Origin of the sequence: Pseudomonas yamanorum (assembly GCF_013386765.1) — a bacterium.
GTDB classification, from domain to species: Bacteria; Pseudomonadota; Gammaproteobacteria; order Pseudomonadales; family Pseudomonadaceae; genus Aquipseudomonas; species Aquipseudomonas yamanorum_A.
The window spans coordinates 33116-53665 of the sequence record NZ_JACARE010000030.1 but is presented as its reverse complement, the minus strand read 5'-3'; the positions used below and the strand labels follow the sequence as shown (position 1 = coordinate 53665).

The following is a 20550-nucleotide window of genomic DNA, read 5'->3' as shown; positions in this document are numbered from 1 at the left end:
CATGGGCTTTCGCCTGTCGAAGATTTATACCCGTACCGGCGACAAGGGCGAAACCGGCCTGGGCGACGGCCGCCGCGTGCCCAAGGACCATCCACGGGTGGAGGCGATTGGCGAAGTGGATGCGCTGAACAGCCAACTTGGTTTGCTGTTGGCGGGTCTGGAGGAACAGAGCGGGCAACATCCGGCGCTTAAGGATGTGATCGAAGTGCTGACGCCTTGCCAGCATCGACTGTTTGATCTGGGCGGTGAGTTGGCGATGCCCGTGTATAAGGCGCTGAATGCGGCGGAAGTCGACCGTCTGGAAGCGGCGATCGATCGCTGGAATGAAGAGGTCGGGCCGCTGGAGAACTTCATTCTGCCAGGTGGTTCGGCGTTGATTGCCCAGGCCCATGTATGCCGCAGCCTGGCTCGCAGTGCAGAACGGCGGTGTCAGCACCTGAATGCGGTGGAACCGCTGGAAGGCGTGGGGTTGGCGTATATCAACCGGCTGTCGGACTTGCTGTTCGTGGCGGCCAGGGTGATTGCCAGGCGCCAGGGCGTTGCGGAGATTTTGTGGCAGGCGGCCGCAAAGCCGCACTAATGCTTACTGACTGATTGAACCTGTGGTGAGGGAGCTTGCTCCCGCTGGAGTGCGAAGCGCTCCCAATATTTTGGGTCTGCTGCGCAGCCCAGCGGGAGCAAGCTCCCTCGCCACAACAAGCTGCCTTGGCCATTGGCCATTGGCCGAGGTTATGCCTCAAACCTCAGGCCAGAACGCCCGAATCCCCGCCACACCTTGAGCCCCGGCTTCCCAGGCCTTTTCCAGCTCGGCAGGCCCAACCCCACCAAGCAAGAACACCGGCTTGCTGAACCCGCTGATCAACTGCTGCGCCTGCTCCCAACCCAACGGCTGCGCGTCAGGATGAGTCTGCGTCGGCTGCACTGGCGACAGCGTGACGAAATCCACGTCCATCAACTCCGCCAACGCCAGCTCTTCAGCATTATGGCAAGACGCCGCCAACCAACGATCCTTGGGTAAAGGTCGCCCCTTGCTGGCGTACTTGCGCAGTTGCGCCGAGGTCATATGCCAACCGGCCGCGGGGAAATCCCCCAGCCACTCAAACGGCCCCTTGAGCATCAACTGAGCCTTGCCCGCACACAGGCCCACGGCGTCCACCGCCAGGTCACGGTACTTGGGGTCGTAACCGTTGGGAGCACGCAACTGAACCAGCTTGATGCCGCCCGCGATGGCTTTTTGAATGCCGCGCAACAGCACCGGGGTTTCCAGCTCACCGGGCGTGATGAGGTATTGCGCCGGCAACCGCGCCGCCGCAACGATCGGCGCATTGGCCGCCGGAAACTCATAGTTCGGCAGGTCCCGCGGGGCGACCCATTCAAGGGGCTGGCCTTCGGCACCGTGGGGCTCGCCGGTAAAGGCCGAGACTTCCCAGACATCCAGCAACACCTGCTTGTCCGGGTAATCATGTTGCACCTTGATCAACGGGCGAGCCGTGGTGACCTGGATGCCCAGCTCTTCCTGCAATTCACGGGACAGCGCGGTAGCGACCGATTCATCGGCCTCCACCTTGCCACCGGGAAACTCCCAGAGGCCGCCCTGATGCTGGGTATCGGCGCGGCGCGCCAGCAGAATCCTGCCGTCGACACCCCGGATGACCGCTGCTGCTACATGAACTCGTTTCACCGCACTATTTCCTCTAAACGTAAATCCACCTGTAGGAGCGAGCTTGCTCGCGAAAGTCGTTAACGATAACGCGGGCTTGCTGGTTCAAAGAGGCGCCCTCTGGTTTTTCGCGAGCAAGCTCGCTCCTACAGTGATCCCCGCCATACCTGTGTATCAGGTGCGGTATTCCGCGTTGATCTTCACGTACTCGTGGGACAGGTCAGTGGTCCAGATGGTTTCGCTGCACTCGCCGCGACCCAGCTCGATACGGATGGTGATTTCTTCCTGCTGCATCACCGCAGAACCCTGGGCTTCGGTGTACGTCTCGGCACGGGCGCCACGGCTGGCGATGCACACTTCGCCGAGGAACACGTCGATCTTGCTCACATCCAGGTTCGGCACACCGGCACGGCCAACAGCAGCCAGGATACGGCCCCAGTTCGGGTCAGAGGCAAACAGCGCAGTCTTGATCAACGGCGAGTGAGCCACGGTGTAGCCCACATCCAGGCATTCCTGGTGGTTGCCGCCGCCGTTGACCTCAACCGTCACAAACTTGGTGGCGCCTTCGCCGTCACGCACGATGGCCTGGGCCACGTCCATGCAAACTTCAAACACCGCCTGCTTCAAGGCTGCGAAATACGCGCCGTTGGACGAGGTGATTTCCGGCAGGTCGGCCTGGCCGGTAGCGATCAACATGCAGCAATCGTTGGTCGAAGTGTCGCCGTCGATGGTGATGCGGTTGAACGACTTGTTGGCGCCATCGAGCATCAGGTTTTGCAGCACATCGCGGGAGACTTTGGCGTCGGTGGCGATGTAGCCGAGCATGGTCGCCATGTTCGGGCGAATCATGCCGGCGCCTTTGCTGATGCCAGTGACGGTAACGGTCACGCCTTCGTGCACAAACTGGCGGCTCGCGCCTTTTGGCAGGGTGTCGGTAGTCATGATGCCGGTCGCCGCGGCCGCCCAGTTATCCACCGACAGGTCATCCAGTGCAGCTTGCAGCGCGCCTTCGATTTTCTCTACCGGCAGCGGCTCACCGATCACGCCGGTGGAGTACGGCAGCACCTGGCTGGCGTCCACGCCGGTCAGCTCGGCCAGCTTGGCGCAGGTGCGGGCAGCGGCAGCCAGGCCTGGCTCACCGGTGCCGGCGTTGGCATTGCCGGTGTTGGTCAGCAGGTAACGCACCGGGCCTTCAACCCGCTGCTTGGCCAGGATCACGGGAGCTGCGCAAAACGCGTTCAGGGTGAACACACCCGCGACGGTCGAGCCTTCGGCACAGCGCATCACCACCACATCCTTGCGCCCCGGGCGTTTGATGCCGGCCGAAGCGATACCGAGTTCAAAACCGGCAACCGGGTGCAACGTGGGCAAAGGACCAAGACCAACAGCCATGAATGCGCTCCTAAAAATATTGGATGTGTACCCCGTCGCTATCGACGGTGATGAAATGGCAAAACGCCGCGACGGCTGATGCCGGTCGCGGCGCGGGGTGTTGCAGCGTCAGGCGAAAATCTTAGTTGATTTCGCCGTGGCAGTGTTTGAACTTCTTGCCCGAACCGCACCAGCACAGCTCGTTGCGACCCAGCTTCTGCTCATTGCGCACCGGAGCTTGGGCCAGGGCCACATCGACCTCTTCGCCCAACACTTCCGGAGCCTCAAGACCAGGCGCTTCGTCGTGCTGGAACTGCATGCGCGCAGCCAGTGCCTCGGCTTCCTGACGCAGGCGAGCTTCTTCCTCGATCGGGTCTTCGCGACGCACCTGAACGTGGGACAGCACACGAATCGAATCGCGCTTGATCGAATCCAGCAGCTCGGAGAACAGCGTGAACGACTCGCGCTTGTACTCCTGCTTCGGGTTCTTCTGGGCGTAGCCACGCAAGTGGATGCCGTGACGCAGGTGGTCCATGGTCGACAGGTGGTCTTTCCACAGGTCGTCCAGCACGCGCAGTACGATTTGCTTCTCGAAGGTGCGCAGTGCTTCGGCACTCGCCTGCTCTTCTTTTTCGTTGTACGCGGCCAGCAGCTCGGTCATGAGCTTCTCGCGCAGGGTTTCTTCGTACAGGTGATCGTCTTCGTCGAGCCACTGCTGGACCGGCAAGTCGACACCAAAGTCGCTCTTCAAGGCCGCTTCCAGGCCGGCAACATCCCACTGCTCAGGCAGGGATTGTGGCGGAATGTGAGCGCTGACTGTGGCGTTGAGCACGTCCTGGCGGAAATCGGCAATGGTCTCGCCGATGTTGGTGGCGGCCAACAAACTGTTACGCATGTGATAAATCACTTTACGCTGTTCGTTGTTGACGTCATCGAACTCAAGCAGTTGCTTACGAATGTCGAAGTTGCGGCCTTCTACCTTGCGCTGGGCCTTCTCGATGGCGTTGGTCACCATGCGGTGTTCAATCGCTTCACCGGACTGCATGCCCAGGGCTTTCATGAAGTTCTTCACCCGGTCCGAGGCGAAGATGCGCATCAGGCTGTCTTCCAGGGACAGGTAGAAACGGCTGGAACCGGCGTCGCCCTGACGACCGGCACGACCACGCAGCTGGTTGTCGATACGGCGCGATTCATGGCGCTCGGAAGCGATCACCTGCAAGCCACCGGACTCCAGCACTTGCTGGTGACGCTTCTGCCAGTCGGCCTTGATCTGTGCGATTTGCTCAGGCGTTGGATCTTCCAGGGAAGCCACTTCCACTTCCCAGTTACCGCCCAACAGGATGTCGGTACCACGACCGGCCATGTTGGTGGCGATGGTCAATGCACCCGGGCGACCGGCCTGGGCGATGATCTCGGCTTCTTTTTCGTGGAACTTGGCGTTGAGGACCTTGTGCTCGATGCCTTCCTTGTTCAGCAAGCTGGACATGTGCTCGGAAGTTTCGATGGTGGCCGTACCCACCAGCACCGGACGGCCCTGGGCCATGCATTCCTTGATGTCGGCGACGATGGCCGCGTATTTCTCGTCGGCGGTCAGGAACACCAGGTCGTTGAAGTCTTTACGCGCCAGTGGTTTGTTCGGCGGGATAACCATTACCGACAGACCGTAGATCTGGTGGAATTCGAACGCTTCGGTGTCGGCTGTACCGGTCATGCCGGACAGTTTGTTGTACAGACGGAAGTAGTTCTGGAAGGTGGTCGAGGCCAAAGTCTGGCTTTCAGCCTGGATGTTCAGGACTTCCTTGGCTTCGATCGCCTGGTGCAGGCCTTCCGACAAACGGCGGCCCGGCATGGTACGACCGGTGTGTTCGTCGACCAGTACGACCTGGCCGTCCTGCACGATGTATTCAACGTTGCGATGGAACAGCTTGTGAGCGCGCAGGCCTGCATACACGTGGGTCAACAGGCCCAGGTTGTGCGCCGAGTACAGGCTCTCGCCTTCAGCCAGCAGGCCGATCTGGGTCAGCATGTCTTCGACGAACTGGTGACCGGCTTCGTTGAGCTCGACCTGACGGGTCTTCTCGTCGATGGTGAAGTGACCTTCTTTGGTCACCACGCCTTCCACTTCCTCGATGTGTTGCTCAAGGCGCGGGATCAGCTTGTTGATCTCGGTGTACAGGCGCGAGCTGTCCTCGGCCTGACCGGAAATGATCAGCGGGGTACGGGCTTCGTCGATCAGGATGGAGTCGACTTCGTCGATCACGGCAAAGTTGAGTTCGCGCTGGAATTTTTCTTCCATGCTGAACGCCATGTTGTCGCGCAGGTAGTCGAAACCGAATTCGTTGTTGGTACCGTAGGTGATGTCGGCAGCGTAGGCGGCGCGTTTCTCTTCCGGCGGCTGGAACGGCGTGACAACACCGACGGTCAGGCCGAGGAATTCATACAGCGGACGCATCCAGTTGGCATCCCGGCGAGCCAGGTAGTCGTTCACCGTCACAACGTGCACGCCCTTGCCGGACAGTGCGTTGAGGTAAACGCCCAGGGTTGCCACCAGGGTCTTGCCTTCACCGGTACGCATTTCGGCAATCATGCCTTCATGCAAGGTCATGCCGCCGATCAACTGGACGTCGAAGTGGCGCATGCCCATGACACGCTTACCGGCTTCGCGGGCGACCGCAAAGGCTTCGGGAAGCAGCTTGTCGAGGGTTTCACCTTTGGCTATGCGGGCCTTGAACTCTTCGGTCTTGGCGCGCAATTGCTCGTCCGAAAGGGCAACCATCTGCTCTTCGAAGGCATTGACCAGCTGCACCGTCTTGAGCATGCGTTTGACTTCGCGCTCATTCTTGCTTCCAAAAAGTTTCTTTAACAAAGGCGCAAACATATCGGCAGGTTCTTCCACACATAGGGATGGAGGGCGCCCCGTGAGTCGCCCGAGCAGCCCTCACGGCCGCATGCGAACGAGCATTCTACCCGGAAACGTGGGTGAGGAAAGTGGCGTTATTCCACGATGCTGGCACGGCGCTCTTAGAGGGCTTGTTTAAAATAAGGGCTTTTTGCTGAACTTCAACCCATTCGGGTAATAAGTTACTCGTTGATTTAATGGATAAACTGCCGGCAATGCAATGGCCGCGGCGTCGCAGACGCTTTCTGCTACCATGGCCTCTCTGTTACTTAAGGTGTCCAGTCATGGCATTTCGCCCTCTTACGGCCCGTGCTCCCGCCGTGTTGCTTCGCGAAGCCAAGCCTTTAAAAGCCATCTTCGGCCATGCGCAACGTCTTGGTCATCTGCAACGCCTGGTAGAAAGCCAACTGCAACCCGCCGCCCGCGAACACTGCCATGTGGCCTCGTGGCGCGAAGGCAATCTGCTGCTGATCGTCACCGACGGTCACTGGGCGACACGCCTGCGCTATCAGCAAAAGCGGCTGCAGCGCCAGTTGATGGCTTTCGACGAATTCGCCAGCCTGACGCGCATCCAGTTCAAGGTGCAGCCGCCTACCGTGCAGCAAGGTGCGGTGGGGCATACCATGGACCTGTCGGAAGTTGCGGCCGAAACCATTCAGGCCACCGCAGACGGGATTACCGATCCGAACTTGCGCGCTGCGCTGGAGCGGCTGGCTGCTCACGCCAAGCCCAGAACCTGAAACCTTACACAAAACTCATTGTGGGAGCGAGCAACCCCGCTCCCACATTTGACCGCGTCGCTATTTACGCTTGCTGCCGCCCAACAACGACCCCAACAACCCGCGCACCAACTGCCGGCCCATCTGATTGGCCGCCTGCTGCATCGCTGATTTCAGCGCCTTGCCTGCTGTAGTCCCCAGGAACGCACCAGCCTTGTCGGTGAAGCTCGGTTCTTCAGCCGCGGGCGTCGCTTCGGCTTGCGGCCCCAGGTCCTTGCGGGCCATCAACACTTCGTACGCCGACTCCCGGTCTATCGGCTTGTCATAGCGCCCCAGCAACGGCGAACCGGCAATCAACGCTGCCCGCTCGGCTTCGCTCAGCGGCCCGATCCGCGATTGCGGCGGCGCCACCAGTACGCGTTGGACTACTTCAGGCGTCCCCTTTTCCTGCAAGGTTCCCACCAATGCCTCACCTGTACCCAACTCGGTCAGCACCGCCAGCGCATCAAACGCCGGGTTGGGTCGGAAGCCATCGGCCACGGCCCGCAGAGACTTCTGCTCTTTGGTGGTGAACGCCCGCAGCCCATGCTGGATACGCAAGCCCAACTGCGCCAGCACGGTGTCCGGCAAGTCTCCCGGAGACTGGGTGACGAAATACACACCGACGCCTTTCGAGCGAATCAGCCGCACCACTTGTTCCAGGCGATCCTGCAGGGCCTTGGGGGTGTCGGCGAACAACAGATGCGCCTCATCGAAAAACAACGCCAGCAAAGGCTTGTCGGCATCACCGCGTTCCGGCAATTGCTCGAACAGTTCGGCCAGCAGCCAGAGCAGGAACGTCGCATAGACCTTCGGCGCCTCATGCACCAGGCGGCTGGCATCCAATAGATGAATACGCCCGCGCCCATCACTGGCCGGTTGCAGGATGTCTTCCAGTTGCAGCGCCGGCTCGCCGAACAACGCTTCGGCGCCCTGCTGCTCCAGCACCGCCAGGCGCCGCAACAGTGCCTGACTGGAACCGGTGGTCATCAAGGCCGCGTCCTCCCCCAGCAATTCCGGGTGGTAGCGCAAATGATTCAGCAGTGCCTTGAGGTCCTTGAGGTCCAGCAACAACAAGCCTTCGCGGTCTGCCACCTTAAAGGCGGCGTAGAGGGCCGATTGCTGGCTGTCGGTGAGTTCCAACAGACTGCCGAGCAACAGCGGGCCCATTTCACTCATGGTGGTACGCAACGGATGACCGGACTGGCCGTGGATATCCCACAACGTCACCGGATAAGCCTTGGGCGTGTAATTAAGGAACGGCATGCCGGCAATGCGCTCGGCGACCTTGCCCTGAGGGTTGGCCGCCGCGCCCAGGCCACACAGGTCGCCCTTGATGTCGGCGGCAAATACCGCCACGCCTGCATCACTGAAGGCTTCCGCCAGGCGCTGCAAAGTGACGGTCTTGCCGGTACCGGTGGCACCCGCGATCAGCCCATGGCGGTTGGCCAGGCGCATCGCCTGGGCGATCGGCTGACCTTCGAGATCTGCACCAATAATGAGTTGCGAGGAGTCAGGCATTTTGTCACCCATGGTTAATCTTTAGCACTGCATGGTCGATACAGTTAACGCGAGAGACCCAAAAAGTCTTAGAAAAATGGGCCGGATAATTCCTGCAGGAGCAGATGGAAATATCACACTTTTTTTGACGCAGCCATTTTGCGCGCCTCAAAAGGACGCGCATCGGATATTAAGACCATAGCGGACACCACAAGCCATGAATAAAAATCTGCGTTTCAGCCATAAAATCCTGCTTGCCGCCGCTCTTATCGTCATAGCCGCCTTTGCGTTGTTTACCCTCTACAACGACTACTTGCAGCGTAATGCGATTCGCGACGACCTGAACAACTACCTGCATGAAATGGGCGATGTCACCGCCAGCAATATCCAGACCTGGCTGGCCGGGCGCATTGTGCTGATAGAAAGCGCCGCGCAGAACATCGCCATCAACCCCGACTCAAGCACCGTCGCCAACCTTCTGGAACAGAAAGCCCTGACGTCTTCATTCATGGCGACCTACCTTGGCGACAGCAAAGGCGGCTTCGTGATCCGCCCCGACACCAAGATGCCCGACGGCTTCGACCCGCGTGTGCGCCCCTGGTACAAGGGCGCCCAGAGCAGCAACGGCTCGACCCTCACCGAACCTTATATTGATGCGGCCACCGGCCAGTTGATCATCTCCATCGCCACCCCCAGCAGCAAAGCGGGCCAGAGCGTCGGCGTGGTGGGCGGCGACCTGAGCCTGCAAACCCTGGTGGACAACATTGGCGCCTTGAACTTCGGCGGCATGGGGTATGCCTTCCTGGTCAGCGCCGACGGCAAAGTGCTGGTGCACCCCGACAAAAGCCTGGTGATGAAAACCTTGGCCGATGTCTATCCAACCAACACCCCGAAGATCAGCAGCGACTTCAGCGAGGTCGAGGTCAACGGCAAAACCCGTATCGTCACGTTTACCCCGATCAAGGGCCTGCCCTCGGTGAACTGGTACCTGGGCCTGTCGGTGGATAAAGACAAATCCTTCGCAATGCTCAGCGAATTCCGCACCTCGGCGATCATTGCCACGATCATCGCGGTGGTCATCATCATCGCCCTGCTGGGCATGCTGATCCGCATCCTCCTACAGCCACTGCACATCATGACCCGCGCCATGGAAGACATCGCCGACGGAGAAGGCGACCTGACGCGCCGCCTGACCATCCAAAACCATGACGAGTTCGGTGTACTTGGCAGCGCGTTCAATCGCTTCGTGGAGCGCATTCACACCTCGATTCGCGAAGTGTCCTCGGCCACCGAGCAGGTCAATGAAGTGGCCCTGCGGGTAGTCAGCGCCTCCAACTCCTCGATGGTCAATTCCGACGAGCAGGCCAACCGTACCAACAGCGTCGCCGCCGCCATCAACGAACTGGGGGCCGCCGCCCAGGAAATCGCCCGTAACGCCGCACAAGCCTCCAACCAGGCAAGCGATGCCCGGCACCTGGCAGAAGACGGCCAGCAGGTGGTCGAGCGCAATATCAAGGCAATGAACCAGTTGTCGCAGATGATCAGCGCCTCCAGCACCAATATCGAAGCGCTTAACAGCAAGACGGTGAACATCGGGCAGATCCTGGAAGTGATCACCAGCATTTCCCAGCAAACCAACCTGCTGGCCCTCAACGCGGCGATTGAAGCTGCACGGGCCGGGGAAGCCGGGCGCGGGTTCGCGGTAGTGGCCGATGAAGTGCGCAACCTGGCGCACCGCACCCAGGAGTCGGCGCAGCAGGTGCAGAAGATGATCGAGGAGTTGCAGGTCGGCGCCCGGGATTCGGTCAGTACCATGAGCGAAAGCCAACGTCACAGCCTGGACAGTGTGGAAATCGCCAACCTGGCGGGCGAACGCCTGAACAGCGTGACCCAGCGAATCGGCGAAATTGACGGGATGAACCAGTCGGTGGCCACCGCCACCGAGGAACAGACCTCCGTGGTGGAGTCGATCAACATGGACATCACCGAGATCAACACCCTCAATCAGGAAGGCGTGGAAAACCTGCATTCGACCTTACGGGCCTGCTCCGACCTGGAACAGCAGGCGGCGCGGCTGAAACAGCTGGTGGGCAGTTTCCGGATCTGATCCGGCCGGGTCAGTCGCTGCCTTGCGCAGTGGCTGACGTCTTTTCTTCCGGTGACTCGGACGTTTCCTGCAACTGCTCCCACAACTCGACGGCGCCAGGAAACTCGGTGCCGTCCTCACTGCTCAGGTCATCCGGGTCATAGCGACTCAAACAACCTTCTCCCAACGTCGCGGGGGCTTTGGAAGTGGCTTTATCCAGCGGATCGCTCATTCTCCACTCCTCACCTGTCGCCAAAGAAAAAGGGCCTGTCGCGATTTAACGCCCAGGCCCTTCATTCTTCAATCAAAACACTTCAATCAGAAGACGACAGTCTTGTTGCCGTGCACCAGCACCCGGTCTTCCAGGTGATAGCGCAGGCCGCGTGCCAGCACCATCTTCTCGACGTCACGGCCAAAACGCACCATGTCTTCGATGCTGTCGCTGTGGCTGACGCGCACCACGTCCTGCTCGATGATGGGGCCCGCATCCAACTCTTCGGTGACGTAATGGCACGTTGCGCCGATCAGCTTCACACCTCGCAGGGACGCCTGGTGATACGGCTTGGCGCCTACAAACGAGGGCAGGAAACTGTGGTGAATGTTGATCACCTTGCCGGCATATTCGCTGCACAGGTCCGGCGGCAGAATCTGCATGTAGCGCGCCAGTACCACTACGTCCGCGTCGTGCTGCTTGACGAGGCGCGAGACCTCGGCAAACGCCGGTTCCTTGTCCTGCGGGTTGACCGGGACGTGGTAGTACGGGATGCCGTGCCATTCGACCATGCTACGCAGGTCGTCATGGTTGGAAATCACGCAGGAGATCTCGCAGTCCAGCTCGTCGCTGTGCCAGCGGTGCAGCAAGTCAGCCAGGCAGTGGGACTCACGGCTGGCCATTAGCACCACGCGTTTTTTCTGCTCTGTGTCGGTGATGCACCAAGTCATCGAGAACTCTTCAGCGATCGGCGCAAATGCCTCGCGAAATGCTTCAAGACCAAAGGGCAGCGTGTCGGCACGAATTTCGTGACGCATGAAAAACCAGCCGCTGAGATTGTCCGAGTGATGGCTCGCTTCGGTGATCCAGCCGTTGTGGGAAGCCAGAAAGTTACTGACCTTGGCAACGATGCCAACCCGGTCCGGGCAAGCAATCACCAGCCGAAAAGTGCGCATTAGGGGGAAACTCCAGAACTTCGCAAAGGCCGCCATTCTAGCGATTGCGCAGAAAAACTGCAGTATTCCTCCACGCTTATTCTGATCCCGGGCGTCAGCCCTGCCCCTTAATAGCGTAAGGCTTTACCCACTATATGTGTGCAAGCCGATGGACTGGGGCAGTAAGCCAAGACTTAACGAGAGTATCTTTAAGGCCTTAAGCCTTACTAATTAACTCAATTCCACGCTTTTGCCACAAACAACCAAAGTAAATTACATAAATGCGGCCTTAAATGTTTACTTGGGCAAACCGTCTGACTATTATTGGGCCACTATCCCCTTTCACCCAGCGCCCTACATAAGGTAGTCCCCATGTCCCTGATCAACGAATACCGCGCCACCGAAGAAGCTATCAAAGAGCTGCAAGCCCGTTTGAAGAACCTGTCCCAAGACGACAAACTGCAAACCGAGCTGGAATTCGAAGGCAAACTGCGCACCCTGATGGGCGAATACTCCAAATCCCTGCGTGACATCATCGCGCTGCTGGATCCAGAGTCGAAAGTTAAGGCTCCACGTGGCGCCGTGAAAACTACCGGCACCAAGCGCGCACGCAAGGTTAAACAATACAAAAACCCGCACAACGGCGAAGTGATTGAAACCAAAGGTGGCAACCACAAGACTCTGAAAGAGTGGAAAGCCAAGTGGGGCGGCGACGTGGTTGAAGGCTGGGCTACCCTGCTGGGCTAAGCCTCGCCAGGACGCTGCGTGATACGCAACGCAATAAAAAACGCCAGCTTGCTGGCGTTTTTTATTGTCCATCTTTTACCCTGGCACCGATTACAGGCTCATTCGAGCTGCTAAAGCGTCAACATACTCCTGCCACTCATCAAGCACCTGCCGCTGAAACGGTGTAGCACTAACAGCCAACTCAACACGCGCCTGTTTAAAATCCTCAAGGGTGTTTGGTGCGCCCCATTGCGGGTCTGACAAACGCTGCTGACAGAAAACTCTCCAGCGCTGTTGCTCCTCACTACTCAAGGTTTCAGGGAAGTTACGGGCGCGATAGCGAAATAATAATTCAGGCAAACGTTCGTCATCAAAAGGCCATTGCTGCCGTGCTAATTGCTCAGGCTCGGCGACTCTCACTTGTTCACATAAACGTCGATCACGATCACCGATAAAACCATCGTACAACTGCTGCTCCGGATCGGCACTCGACGCAAAATCTTCCTCGGCATAAATCGCCGCTAATTTATCGCGCCATAGTTCTTGTGCGTCGCTTAGCCGCAGGGCGCGCGCCGCATACTCATCCATATCCAGTTGCAGCCGCTCGCGGTCTTGCGCCCGAAGCACACTTAACGGCGCGACCACCGGGCAGCGATTGATGTGCAGCAATTTGAGCGGTACCGGCAACTCACCTTCGGCAAGGTCGTCACGACGGGTATATAGACGCTGGCGCAAGGTCTGCGCGTCCTCGTCCAACAGGCCCTGGGGATCGAGCCCCAGGTCGCAGACGATCAATGCATTGCGATTGCGCGGGTGCCACGCCAAGGGCAGCACCACGCCCAGGTAATGACGCTCTGCAGAAAAACGCCCGGAAATATGCACCATCGGCTGCAACAACCGCACCTGGTCCATGACCCGCTGCTTGCTGCGCAGTTGAAACAGCCAGTCATAGAGCTTGGGTTGCTTCTCGCGGACCAACCGGGCCAATGCGATGGTGGCGCGCACATCGGACAAGGCATCGTGAGCCTGCCCGTGGTCGATACCATTGGCGGCGGTCAACCGCTCAAGCTTGAGGGTGACGCGCCCGTCCTGTTCCGGCCAGACGATTCCGTCCGGGCGCAGGGCATAGGCGGTGCGCACCACGTCGATCAGGTCCCAGCGGCTGTTACCGCCTTGCCACTCGCGGGCATAAGGGTCAAAAAAGTTGCGATACAAGCTGTAGCGCGTCATCTCATCGTCAAAACGCAAGGTGTTGTAGCCGGCCCCGCAGGTGCCCGGGGCTGCCAGTTCAGCGTGCACCCGGGTCATGAAGTCGGCTTCGGCCAGGCCCTTCTCCGCCAGCACGCCAGGGGTGATGCCGGTGATCGCGCACGCTGCCGGGTGCGGCAGGATATCGTCGCCGGGCTGGCAATAGAGGTTGACCGGCGGCCCTACCTCTTTGAGTTCAAGGTCGGTGCGAATACCGGCTACCTGCAGCGGGCGGTCGGTACGCGGGTTGATGCCGGTGGTTTCATAGTCGTACCAGAAAATGGTGGTCACGGGCTATTCCTGTGCTGAAGACCGACAAAGTCTAGGCGCTGGAAGGCACCGGCGGCCAGCGCTGTGTTCACTGTACAAACATTCAGTAAATCGTTGGGTGGTTGCTTCCACCGTCGACACTGCTAGCATCGGTCTTTCCAACCCCGCCGCTGCCGCCCAGGCGCCAGCGCAGCACTGCCAAGGAACGCGATGCCACCTGCGCCACTGGATACCCGCTACCAGATCGAGACCCCGGAGGGCATCGACCTGCCCCTGCGCCCGGCCGGCCTGCTGGTCCGCTCGCTGGCCTTTGCCTTCGACCTCGGGTTGCGCGGCCTGATTCTCGGCATTCTTTTTATTGCGCTGGCCTTCCTCGGTAACCTGGGCATAGGCCTGGGTTCGCTGCTGCTGTTTCTCGTCAGCTGGTGGTACATGGTGCTGTTCGAGGTGCTCAACCAGGGATGCTCGCCCGGCAAGCAGATAATGGGCCTGCGGGTGGTACAGGACGATGGCACGCCCATCGGCTGGTCCGCCTCGCTAATCCGTAACCTGCTGCGTTTTGTCGACATGCTGCCGTTCGGCTACTTCCTCGGCGCCATCAGTTGCCTGCAACACCCCAACTTCAAGCGCCTGGGCGACCTGGCCGCCGGGACCCTGGTGATCTATCGCGAACAGCCGCTTCCCCGCCCGCAAGTACCACAAGCCCCCGCGCTGCGCCTGCCGTTCGCCCTTGAGCTGAACGAACAACGAGCCATTCTCAGCTTCGCCGAACGCCAGGGCGAACTGTCCGCCGAACGCGTCAACGAACTGGCCGCGATCCTGGCTACGCCCCTGCAGGTCTCCCCTGCCCGCGCCGTGGCGGAACTCAATGGCGTGGCCCGCGGACTGTTGGGGCCAGCATGAAGCAGAGTCTTTTCGAAAGCCGTCACCAACCACAATGGCAAGCCTTTGCCGAGCAGTTGACGCAGTTGGAGAAAGGCAAAGCCAAAGGCACCGACTTCGCCGACTTCCCTCATCAATACCGGCAGCTGTGCCAGCACCTCGCCCTGGCCCAGGAACGCGGCTACAGCAGTTATCTGGTGGACCCGCTGCAGCAACTGGCCTTGCGCGGCCATCAACAGTTGTATCGAAATCGCAGCCAACTGGGAGCAAACGTGCTGAGCTTCCTGCTGGCCGACTTCCCCAGGCTGGTTCGCGCGCAATGGCCATTCGTGTTGGCCGCCAGCCTGCTGTTCTTTGGCAGCCTGATCGGCATCGCCTTGCTGGTGTACCTGTTTCCGGACTTGATCTACAGCATCGTCGGCCCCCAACAGGTGGCCGAGATGCAGGGCATGTACGACCCCGATGCCAGCCGTCTGGGCCGGGCCGCCGAACGCGCCTCCAGCGAAGACTGGATGATGTTTGGCTACTACGTGATGCACAACATCGGCATCGCGTTCCAAACCTTTGCCGCGGGGCTGCTGTTTGGCCTGGGCAGCGTATTTTTCCTGTTCTTCAACGGCCTGATCATTGGTGCCGTCGCCGGGCACCTGACTCAAATCGGCTACGGCCAGACCTTCTGGTCATTCGTGATTGGCCATGGCGCCTTCGAACTCAGCGCTATCGCCCTCGCTGGTGCCGCGGGCCTGCAACTGGGCTGGGCATTAATTGCGCCGGGGCAACTGACAAGAGGCGAATCCCTGCGACTGGCCGCGCGCAAAAGCGTGCAAATGATTTGTGGGGTAATGGTGTTCCTGCTGATCGCTGCGTTTATCGAAGCGTATTGGTCCTCCACCACGGCCGTGGCGCCGTGGATCAAGTACCTGGTGGGCGCCGCCCTGTGGTTGCTGATGGCCACCTACCTGCTGTTTGCCGGACGCAATCGCCATGCGCCTGAGTGATGCCAGCGTCGTGATCCGCCCACGCAACGCCTGGGAAGCCATGGACCTCGGTATCCTGCTGGCCCGCGAACACCGGCTGCTGCTGATGAGCAGTTGGGCCCTCGTGACCTTGCCGGTCTTCGCCCTGTTCAGCCTGCTGCTGTGGAATCACCCGTCCACCGCACTGCTGCTGTTCTGGTGGTTGAAACCGGCATTCGACCGCCTGCCGCTGTATATCCTGTCCAAGGCCCTGTTCGGCGAAACACCCAGCCTCAAGCAGGCCCTGCGCCAATGGCCGCGCCTGCTCAAGGGCCAATTGCTGGCCAGCCTGACCTGGCGGCGCTTCAGCCTGAGCCGCAGCTTCGTGATGCCGGTGGTCCAGCTCGAAGGCCTGCGAGGCCAGGCACGCCAGCAACGTCTTGGGGTACTGCAACAACGCAACGCCAGCGCCGCCCGCTGGCTGACCCTGATCGGAGTGCACCTGGAAATCGCCTTGTGGTTCGGGCTGATGGCGGTGTTCTATTTCTTCCTGCCGCAAGAGGTCGAACGGGACTGGGATTGGCAACAGCTGGTACTCACCGCCGGGCACGACTGGCTATGGCTGGAGCACCTGACCAACGCTTTCTATGCCTTGATCCTGGTGTTCTGGGAGCCTATCTACGTCGCTTGTGGTTTCAGCCTGTACCTGAACCGCCGCACCGTACTGGAAGCCTGGGACCTGGAGTTGGTGTTCCGCCGACTGCGCCAGCGCCTGAGTGGCGTGGCACCGGCCCTGCTGCTGGTGATCGGGCTGATGCTGGTCCCGGCGATTCCACCGGTGTGGGCCGATGAGCCGCCGCAAAAGCCCCTGAGCACGCAGTCGGCCAATCAGTCGATCAAGGCGCTGCTGGAGCAGCCACCGTTCAAGAATCCGGAAACCGTCACCCGCTACCGGTTCGGTGACGAAAAAACAGCAGACAAAAACAAGCCCGCATCTGACGCCAAGCTACCGGCCTGGCTGGAAGCATTGCTGAAAAACCTCAACAGCGACTCGTTCAAGCACATCGCCAAAGCCCTTGAAGTACTGCTCTGGGGATTGCTGGTGGGTGGGCTGGCACTGGTGATCTGGCGTTATCGCGACTGGCTGCATGCATTTGTCAGCCGACGCAGCCCGCGCCAGCCCAAGACAGCCACACCTGCTCCCGCTCAAATGTTCGGCCTGGAACTGGGCGCAGAAACCTTACCCGAAGATATCGCCAGCACCGCCGAACAGCTCTGGGCCACTCAGCCCCGGGAAGCCCTCGGTTTGCTTTACCGGGGCTTGCTCAGCCGCCTGCTGTATGACTTCAACCTGCCACTGAAAAACGCCGACACGGAAGGCCAGGTCCTGGAGCACATCCGCCAATTGCAACAACCGCAATTGCTTGCATTCAGCGATGAGCTGACCCGTTCTTGGCAAAACCTCGCCTATGGCCACCGCCTTCCGCCGGCCCTGGCGCAACAACAGCTATGCAGCCGTTGGCGAAGCCTGTTCGGCCCGGGAGCAGCACAATGAACCGGCCACTGCTGTGGGTCGCAGTGCTTGTGGCGTGTTTGCTGGCCGCAGGCGGTTTTTATGCCTGGCACAAGGCGATTCCGTATCAGGAAGTGGTGGATCGTGGCGCTTCGCCCGAGGCCCTGGCCAATCCTTACCTGGCAGCGGAACACTTTCTGCGCAGGCAAGGCCTGGTGGTGGAACACGCCAACAGCCTGGAGCGGCTGGCCAGCCTTTCGCCCATAGGTAACAGCCTGCTGTTGCTCGGCGAGCGCAGCAACATGAGCCCGCCCCAGGTGGATCAACTGCTGCAATGGACCCGGGCGGGCGGCCATCTGTTGCTGGTAGCCGAAGCGCTGTGGGATGAGGACACCGGCAAAAGTGGCGACCTGCTGCTGGATCGCGTGCAGATACACCAGTCCTTCAGTGAAACGTTCGATGCTCCGGCACCCGCGCGCAAAAAGAAAACGCCGGACCTGACCAAGCTCTATGTGGACAACGAAACGGCCCCGGCCTACTTCAGCTTCGACACCGACTTCAATCTCACCGACCCCAAACACCTCGCGCAATTCTCGGCCAACAGTGCCAAGTCGACGCATCTGATGCAGGTCAACCTCGGGCAAGGCCGTGTGACGGTGGTCACCGACAGCGATCTGTGGAAAACCCCGGCCATCGGCCTGCACGATAACGCCTGGCTGCTCTGGTACCTGAGCCAAGGCACCCACGTCACACTGCTGTCCAACACCGATGTCGAGGATCTGTTCAGCCTGCTGCTGCGCTACTTCCCCCAGGCACTGGTGGCACTTGCCGCACTGATTGCCCTGGGGTTGTGGCACGCCGGCATGCGCCAGGGCCCGATCCGGCAGCCGGCCCCCAAGGCGCGCCGGCAACTGCAGGAACACTTGAAAGCCAGTGCCGACTTCCTGCTGCGCCGCAGCGGGCAAAACAGCCTGCTGCTCGCCTTGCAGCACGACATCCAGCGCACAGCCCGACGCCGTCATCCCGGGTTCGAATACCTCGACGCCACCGAACAATTGCGGGTTCTTGAACACCTGACTCGCCAACCCTCCCTCGTCATCAGCCAGGCCCTCGGCCCACTCCCGGTGAAGCGGCTCTCCAGCGCCGATTTCAGCCGCCAGGTGGCCTGCCTGCAAACCCTCAGGAATGCCCTATGAGCGAATTTCCCGCCACTGACCCGCTTCAGCGCGCCAGCCAACTGGCCCAGGCTTTGCGCATCGAACTGCGCAAGGCGGTCATCGGCCAGGATCAGGTGATCGATGACGTGCTCACCGCGTTGATCGCGGGCGGCCATGTGCTGCTCGAAGGTGTTCCCGGCCTGGGCAAGACCTTGCTGGTACGTGCCCTGGCGCGCTGTTTTGGGGGCGAATTCGCGCGCATCCAGTTCACGCCGGACCTGATGCCCAGCGACGTGACCGGCCATGCCGTATACGACCTGCATACCGAGCAGTTCAAGCTGCGCAAAGGGCCGCTGTTCACCAACCTGTTGCTGGCCGACGAGATCAACCGCGCCCCGGCAAAAACCCAGGCCGCTTTGCTGGAAGCCATGCAGGAGCGCCAGGTAACCCTCGAAGGCGAGGCACTGCCCATCGGCCAACCGTTCATGGTGTTGGCCACCCAGAACCCCATCGAGCAGGAAGGCACTTACCCTTTGCCTGAAGCCGAACTGGATCGTTTCATGCTCAAGGTGCGCATGGACTACCCCGAGGCGCAGCAGGAACTGGACATGGTGCGCGAAGTCACCCGCTCGTCCCGGGCCGACATGCTCGACGTACAACCGCTGCGCACGGTGCTGCACGCTGAAGATGTGCTGCTGTTGCAACAGATCGCCAGCGAGCTGCCCCTGGACGAACAAGTACTCGACTACGCCGTGCGCCTGGCCCGTACCACCCGCAGTTGGCCGGGCCTGACCATCGGTGCCGGGCCCCGGGCCTCCATTGCCCTGGTTCGTGGCGCACGGGCACGGGCCCTGCTGCGGGGCGGCGAATTCGTGACTCCGGACGACATCAAGGGCTGTGCCCTGGCAGTGTTGCGCCATCGGGTGCGCATTGCCCCGGAGCTGGATATCGACGGGCTGGAAGTCGACCAGGTGCTCAGGCAACTGCTGGACCAAGTCCCGGCGCCACGGCAATGACACGCCCATGAGACCGACTCGCCTGCTATTGATCTGGCTCGGTGTGCTGCTGGGCCTGGGTATTCTGCTCGGCACGTTGATGGCGCTGCAGGTCAAGGTGCCAGACACCCTGCACTCCGTGACCTGGGGCTTGCTGCTGGCTCTGTTGCTGCTGGCCCTGCTGGATGCCATCCGCCTGCGCCGCCGGCCGTCCCCGCGCGTGCGACGGCAGATGCCCGGCAGCCTGGCGTTGGGGCGCTGGGGAGACGTGCGGGTGACACTGGAGCACGATTATCCCCAGCCGCTGATGGTCCAGGTATTCGATCATGTGCCCGAGGGTTTGGCGGTGGAGAACCTGCCCCAATCCATCGAACTTCGCCCGGGTGAGCACAGTGAGCTGGGCTACCGGCTGCGGCCGCTAAGACGCGGGCATTTCAGTTTTACCCGATGTGAAATCCATCTTCCCAGTGCCCTGGGGCTGTGGTCCGCACGGCGCCTGATAGACGTCAACGATGCCACCCGCGTCTACCCGGACTTCGCACGCCTGTACGGTGCGCAGTTGCTGGCAGTGGACAACTGGCTCAACCAGCTTGGTGTACGCCAGCGGCAACGACGCGGGCTGGGCCTGGAGTTTCATCAACTGCGCGAGTTTCGCGAGGGCGACAGCCTGCGCCAGATCGACTGGAAAGCCACCGCCCGGCAACGCACGCCAATCGCCCGGGAATATCAGGATGAACGTGACCAGCAGATTATGTTCATGCTCGATTGTGGAAGGCGCATGCGCAGCCAGGACGCCGAACTGTCGCATTTTGACCACGCCCTCAATGCCTGCCTGCTACTCAGTTACGTGGCGTTGCGCCAGGGCGATGCCGTGGGGCTCTGTACGTTTGCCTGCGACCAGCCGCGCTACCTGGCACCGGTCAAAGGCAGTGGCCAGCTCAACTTGCTGCTGAATGCGGTGTATGACCTGGATACTTCTCGTCGTACCGCTGATTACCAGGCGGCCGCCAGCCAACTGCTGGCCCGGCAGAAACGTCGCTCGCTGGTGATCGTGGTAACCAATTTGCGCGATGAGGATGATGAAGAGTTGCTGAGCGCCGTCAAACGCATCAGCCGCCAGCACCGGGTGTTGGTTGCAAGCCTGCGGGAGGAAGTTCTTGACCAGTTGCGCCAGGCCCCGGTGCAAACCCTGCCCGAAGCCCTGGCCTATTGCGGCAACATCGACTATCTCAATACCCGGGATGAACTCCACGGCCGCTTGAACGCCCATGGTCTGTCGGTTCTGGACACACTGCCTTCGGAACTCGGAGCCTCCCTGGTGACCCGCTACCTGGGCTGGAAAAAAGCCGGAGCGCTATGAAACCTCGCGCGCAGCACTGCACA

Annotated in this window: 17 protein-coding genes and 1 pseudogene; 11 read left to right on the top strand and 7 right to left on the bottom strand. The window is 60.6% G+C overall.

Features of this window, described 5'->3' with window-relative positions:
- Position 1 precedes the first annotated feature (1 nt).
- Positions 2-580: a cob(I)yrinic acid a,c-diamide adenosyltransferase gene (locus HX875_RS23010; RefSeq protein WP_177046012.1), complete on the top strand. Its 579-nt coding sequence runs from the start codon at positions 2-4 to the stop codon at positions 578-580.
- Positions 581-736: 156 nt separating this feature from the next.
- Here HX875_RS23010 and HX875_RS23005 read toward each other — a convergent pair whose 3' ends face one another.
- From HX875_RS23005 to secA, 3 genes are all read right to left on the bottom strand, one after another.
- Positions 737-1681, bottom strand: a complete 945-nt coding sequence (locus HX875_RS23005; RefSeq protein WP_177046010.1) for a Nudix family hydrolase — start codon at positions 1679-1681, stop codon at positions 737-739.
- 153 nt (positions 1682-1834) lie between these two features.
- On the bottom strand, positions 1835-3052 hold the full coding sequence (gene argJ, locus HX875_RS23000) for a bifunctional glutamate N-acetyltransferase/amino-acid acetyltransferase ArgJ (RefSeq protein WP_003209777.1): 1218 nt from the start codon (positions 3050-3052) through the stop codon (positions 1835-1837).
- Between the two features lie 121 nt (positions 3053-3173).
- The gene (gene secA, locus HX875_RS22995) at positions 3174-5909 is read right to left on the bottom strand and encodes a preprotein translocase subunit SecA (protein WP_177046008.1); all 2736 of its coding nucleotides are present in this window, start codon (positions 5907-5909) and stop codon (positions 3174-3176) included.
- A gap of 305 nt (positions 5910-6214) precedes the next feature.
- Here secA and HX875_RS22990 point away from each other — a divergent pair, with 305 nt between their 5' ends.
- Positions 6215-6670 carry a DUF721 domain-containing protein gene (locus HX875_RS22990; RefSeq protein ID WP_177046006.1) on the top strand — a complete coding sequence of 152 codons (456 nt, stop codon included), beginning with the start codon at positions 6215-6217 and terminating at the stop codon, positions 6668-6670.
- A gap of 60 nt (positions 6671-6730) precedes the next feature.
- Here the strand turns inward: HX875_RS22990 and HX875_RS22985 are convergent, their stop codons facing one another.
- The gene (locus tag HX875_RS22985) at positions 6731-8209 is read right to left on the bottom strand and encodes a helicase HerA-like domain-containing protein (RefSeq protein WP_177046004.1); all 1479 of its coding nucleotides are present in this window, start codon (positions 8207-8209) and stop codon (positions 6731-6733) included.
- Between the two features lie 196 nt (positions 8210-8405).
- Between HX875_RS22985 and HX875_RS33225 the strand changes: the two are divergent.
- A pseudogene (locus tag HX875_RS33225) lies at positions 8406-9437 on the top strand (HAMP domain-containing protein); the annotation flags it as partial.
- 93 nt (positions 9438-9530) lie between these two features.
- Positions 9531-10295, top strand: a complete 765-nt coding sequence (locus tag HX875_RS33220; RefSeq protein WP_371318589.1) for a methyl-accepting chemotaxis protein — start codon at positions 9531-9533, stop codon at positions 10293-10295.
- Between the two features lie 10 nt (positions 10296-10305).
- On the opposite strand, the gene HX875_RS22975 is transcribed toward HX875_RS33220, so the two are convergent.
- A complete protein-coding gene (locus HX875_RS22975; RefSeq protein ID WP_177046000.1) occupies positions 10306-10506 on the bottom strand; it encodes a hypothetical protein in 201 nt (66 codons plus the stop codon).
- 86 nt (positions 10507-10592) lie between these two features.
- Positions 10593-11441: a formyltetrahydrofolate deformylase gene (gene purU / locus HX875_RS22970; protein WP_177045998.1), complete on the bottom strand. Its 849-nt coding sequence runs from the start codon at positions 11439-11441 to the stop codon at positions 10593-10595.
- Positions 11442-11792: 351 nt separating this feature from the next.
- On the opposite strand from purU, the gene mvaT reads away from it, so the two are divergent.
- Positions 11793-12167, top strand: coding sequence for a histone-like nucleoid-structuring protein MvaT (gene mvaT, locus HX875_RS22965; RefSeq protein ID WP_005790963.1), 375 nt, complete (start codon positions 11793-11795; stop codon positions 12165-12167).
- A gap of 90 nt (positions 12168-12257) precedes the next feature.
- On the opposite strand, the gene sbcB is transcribed toward mvaT, so the two are convergent.
- On the bottom strand, positions 12258-13685 hold the full coding sequence (gene sbcB / locus HX875_RS22960) for an exodeoxyribonuclease I (RefSeq protein ID WP_177045996.1): 1428 nt from the start codon (positions 13683-13685) through the stop codon (positions 12258-12260).
- Between the two features lie 189 nt (positions 13686-13874).
- Here sbcB and HX875_RS22955 point away from each other — a divergent pair, with 189 nt between their 5' ends.
- From HX875_RS22955 to HX875_RS22930, 6 genes are read left to right on the top strand one after another with little or no spacing between them, the layout of a single operon-like run.
- On the top strand, positions 13875-14567 hold the full coding sequence (locus tag HX875_RS22955) for an RDD family protein (protein WP_177045994.1): 693 nt from the start codon (positions 13875-13877) through the stop codon (positions 14565-14567).
- The gene (locus tag HX875_RS22950; RefSeq protein ID WP_177045992.1) at positions 14564-15544 is read left to right on the top strand and encodes a stage II sporulation protein M; all 981 of its coding nucleotides are present in this window, start codon (positions 14564-14566) and stop codon (positions 15542-15544) included. Before HX875_RS22955 ends, HX875_RS22950 begins: the two co-directional genes overlap by 4 nt.
- Positions 15531-17057: a DUF4129 domain-containing protein gene (locus HX875_RS22945; RefSeq protein ID WP_177045989.1), complete on the top strand. Its 1527-nt coding sequence runs from the start codon at positions 15531-15533 to the stop codon at positions 17055-17057. Before HX875_RS22950 ends, HX875_RS22945 begins: the two co-directional genes overlap by 14 nt.
- The gene (locus tag HX875_RS22940) at positions 17054-18211 is read left to right on the top strand and encodes a DUF4350 domain-containing protein (protein WP_177045988.1); all 1158 of its coding nucleotides are present in this window, start codon (positions 17054-17056) and stop codon (positions 18209-18211) included. Before HX875_RS22945 ends, HX875_RS22940 begins: the two co-directional genes overlap by 4 nt.
- A complete protein-coding gene (locus HX875_RS22935) occupies positions 18208-19188 on the top strand; it encodes an AAA family ATPase (protein WP_177045986.1) in 981 nt (326 codons plus the stop codon). Before HX875_RS22940 ends, HX875_RS22935 begins: the two co-directional genes overlap by 4 nt.
- Positions 19189-19195: 7 nt before the next feature.
- A complete protein-coding gene (locus HX875_RS22930; RefSeq protein ID WP_177045983.1) occupies positions 19196-20527 on the top strand; it encodes a DUF58 domain-containing protein in 1332 nt (443 codons plus the stop codon).
- The last annotated feature ends 23 nt before the right edge of the window (positions 20528-20550 follow it).

Bases quoted from the DNA above. Each gene is read 5' to 3' on its own strand.
- HX875_RS23010 (WP_177046012.1), top strand. From the start codon at position 2: ATGGGCTTTCGCCTGTCGAAGATTTATACCCGTACCGGCGACAAGGGC.
- argJ (WP_003209777.1), bottom strand. From the start codon at position 3,052: ATGGCTGTTGGTCTTGGTCCTTTGCCCACGTTGCACCCGGTTGCCGGT.
- secA (WP_177046008.1), bottom strand. From the start codon at position 5,909: ATGTTTGCGCCTTTGTTAAAGAAACTTTTTGGAAGCAAGAATGAGCGC.
- HX875_RS22990 (WP_177046006.1), top strand. From the start codon at position 6,215: ATGGCATTTCGCCCTCTTACGGCCCGTGCTCCCGCCGTGTTGCTTCGC.
- HX875_RS22985 (WP_177046004.1), bottom strand. From the start codon at position 8,209: ATGCCTGACTCCTCGCAACTCATTATTGGTGCAGATCTCGAAGGTCAG.
- HX875_RS33220 (WP_371318589.1), top strand. From the start codon at position 9,531: ATGGTCAATTCCGACGAGCAGGCCAACCGTACCAACAGCGTCGCCGCC.
- HX875_RS22975 (WP_177046000.1), bottom strand. From the start codon at position 10,506: ATGAGCGATCCGCTGGATAAAGCCACTTCCAAAGCCCCCGCGACGTTG.
- purU (WP_177045998.1), bottom strand. From the start codon at position 11,441: ATGCGCACTTTTCGGCTGGTGATTGCTTGCCCGGACCGGGTTGGCATC.
- mvaT (WP_005790963.1), top strand. From the start codon at position 11,793: ATGTCCCTGATCAACGAATACCGCGCCACCGAAGAAGCTATCAAAGAG.
- HX875_RS22955 (WP_177045994.1), top strand. From the start codon at position 13,875: ATGCCACCTGCGCCACTGGATACCCGCTACCAGATCGAGACCCCGGAG.
- HX875_RS22950 (WP_177045992.1), top strand. From the start codon at position 14,564: ATGAAGCAGAGTCTTTTCGAAAGCCGTCACCAACCACAATGGCAAGCC.
- HX875_RS22945 (WP_177045989.1), top strand. From the start codon at position 15,531: ATGCGCCTGAGTGATGCCAGCGTCGTGATCCGCCCACGCAACGCCTGG.
- HX875_RS22940 (WP_177045988.1), top strand. From the start codon at position 17,054: ATGAACCGGCCACTGCTGTGGGTCGCAGTGCTTGTGGCGTGTTTGCTG.
- HX875_RS22935 (WP_177045986.1), top strand. From the start codon at position 18,208: ATGAGCGAATTTCCCGCCACTGACCCGCTTCAGCGCGCCAGCCAACTG.
- HX875_RS22930 (WP_177045983.1), top strand. From the start codon at position 19,196: ATGAGACCGACTCGCCTGCTATTGATCTGGCTCGGTGTGCTGCTGGGC.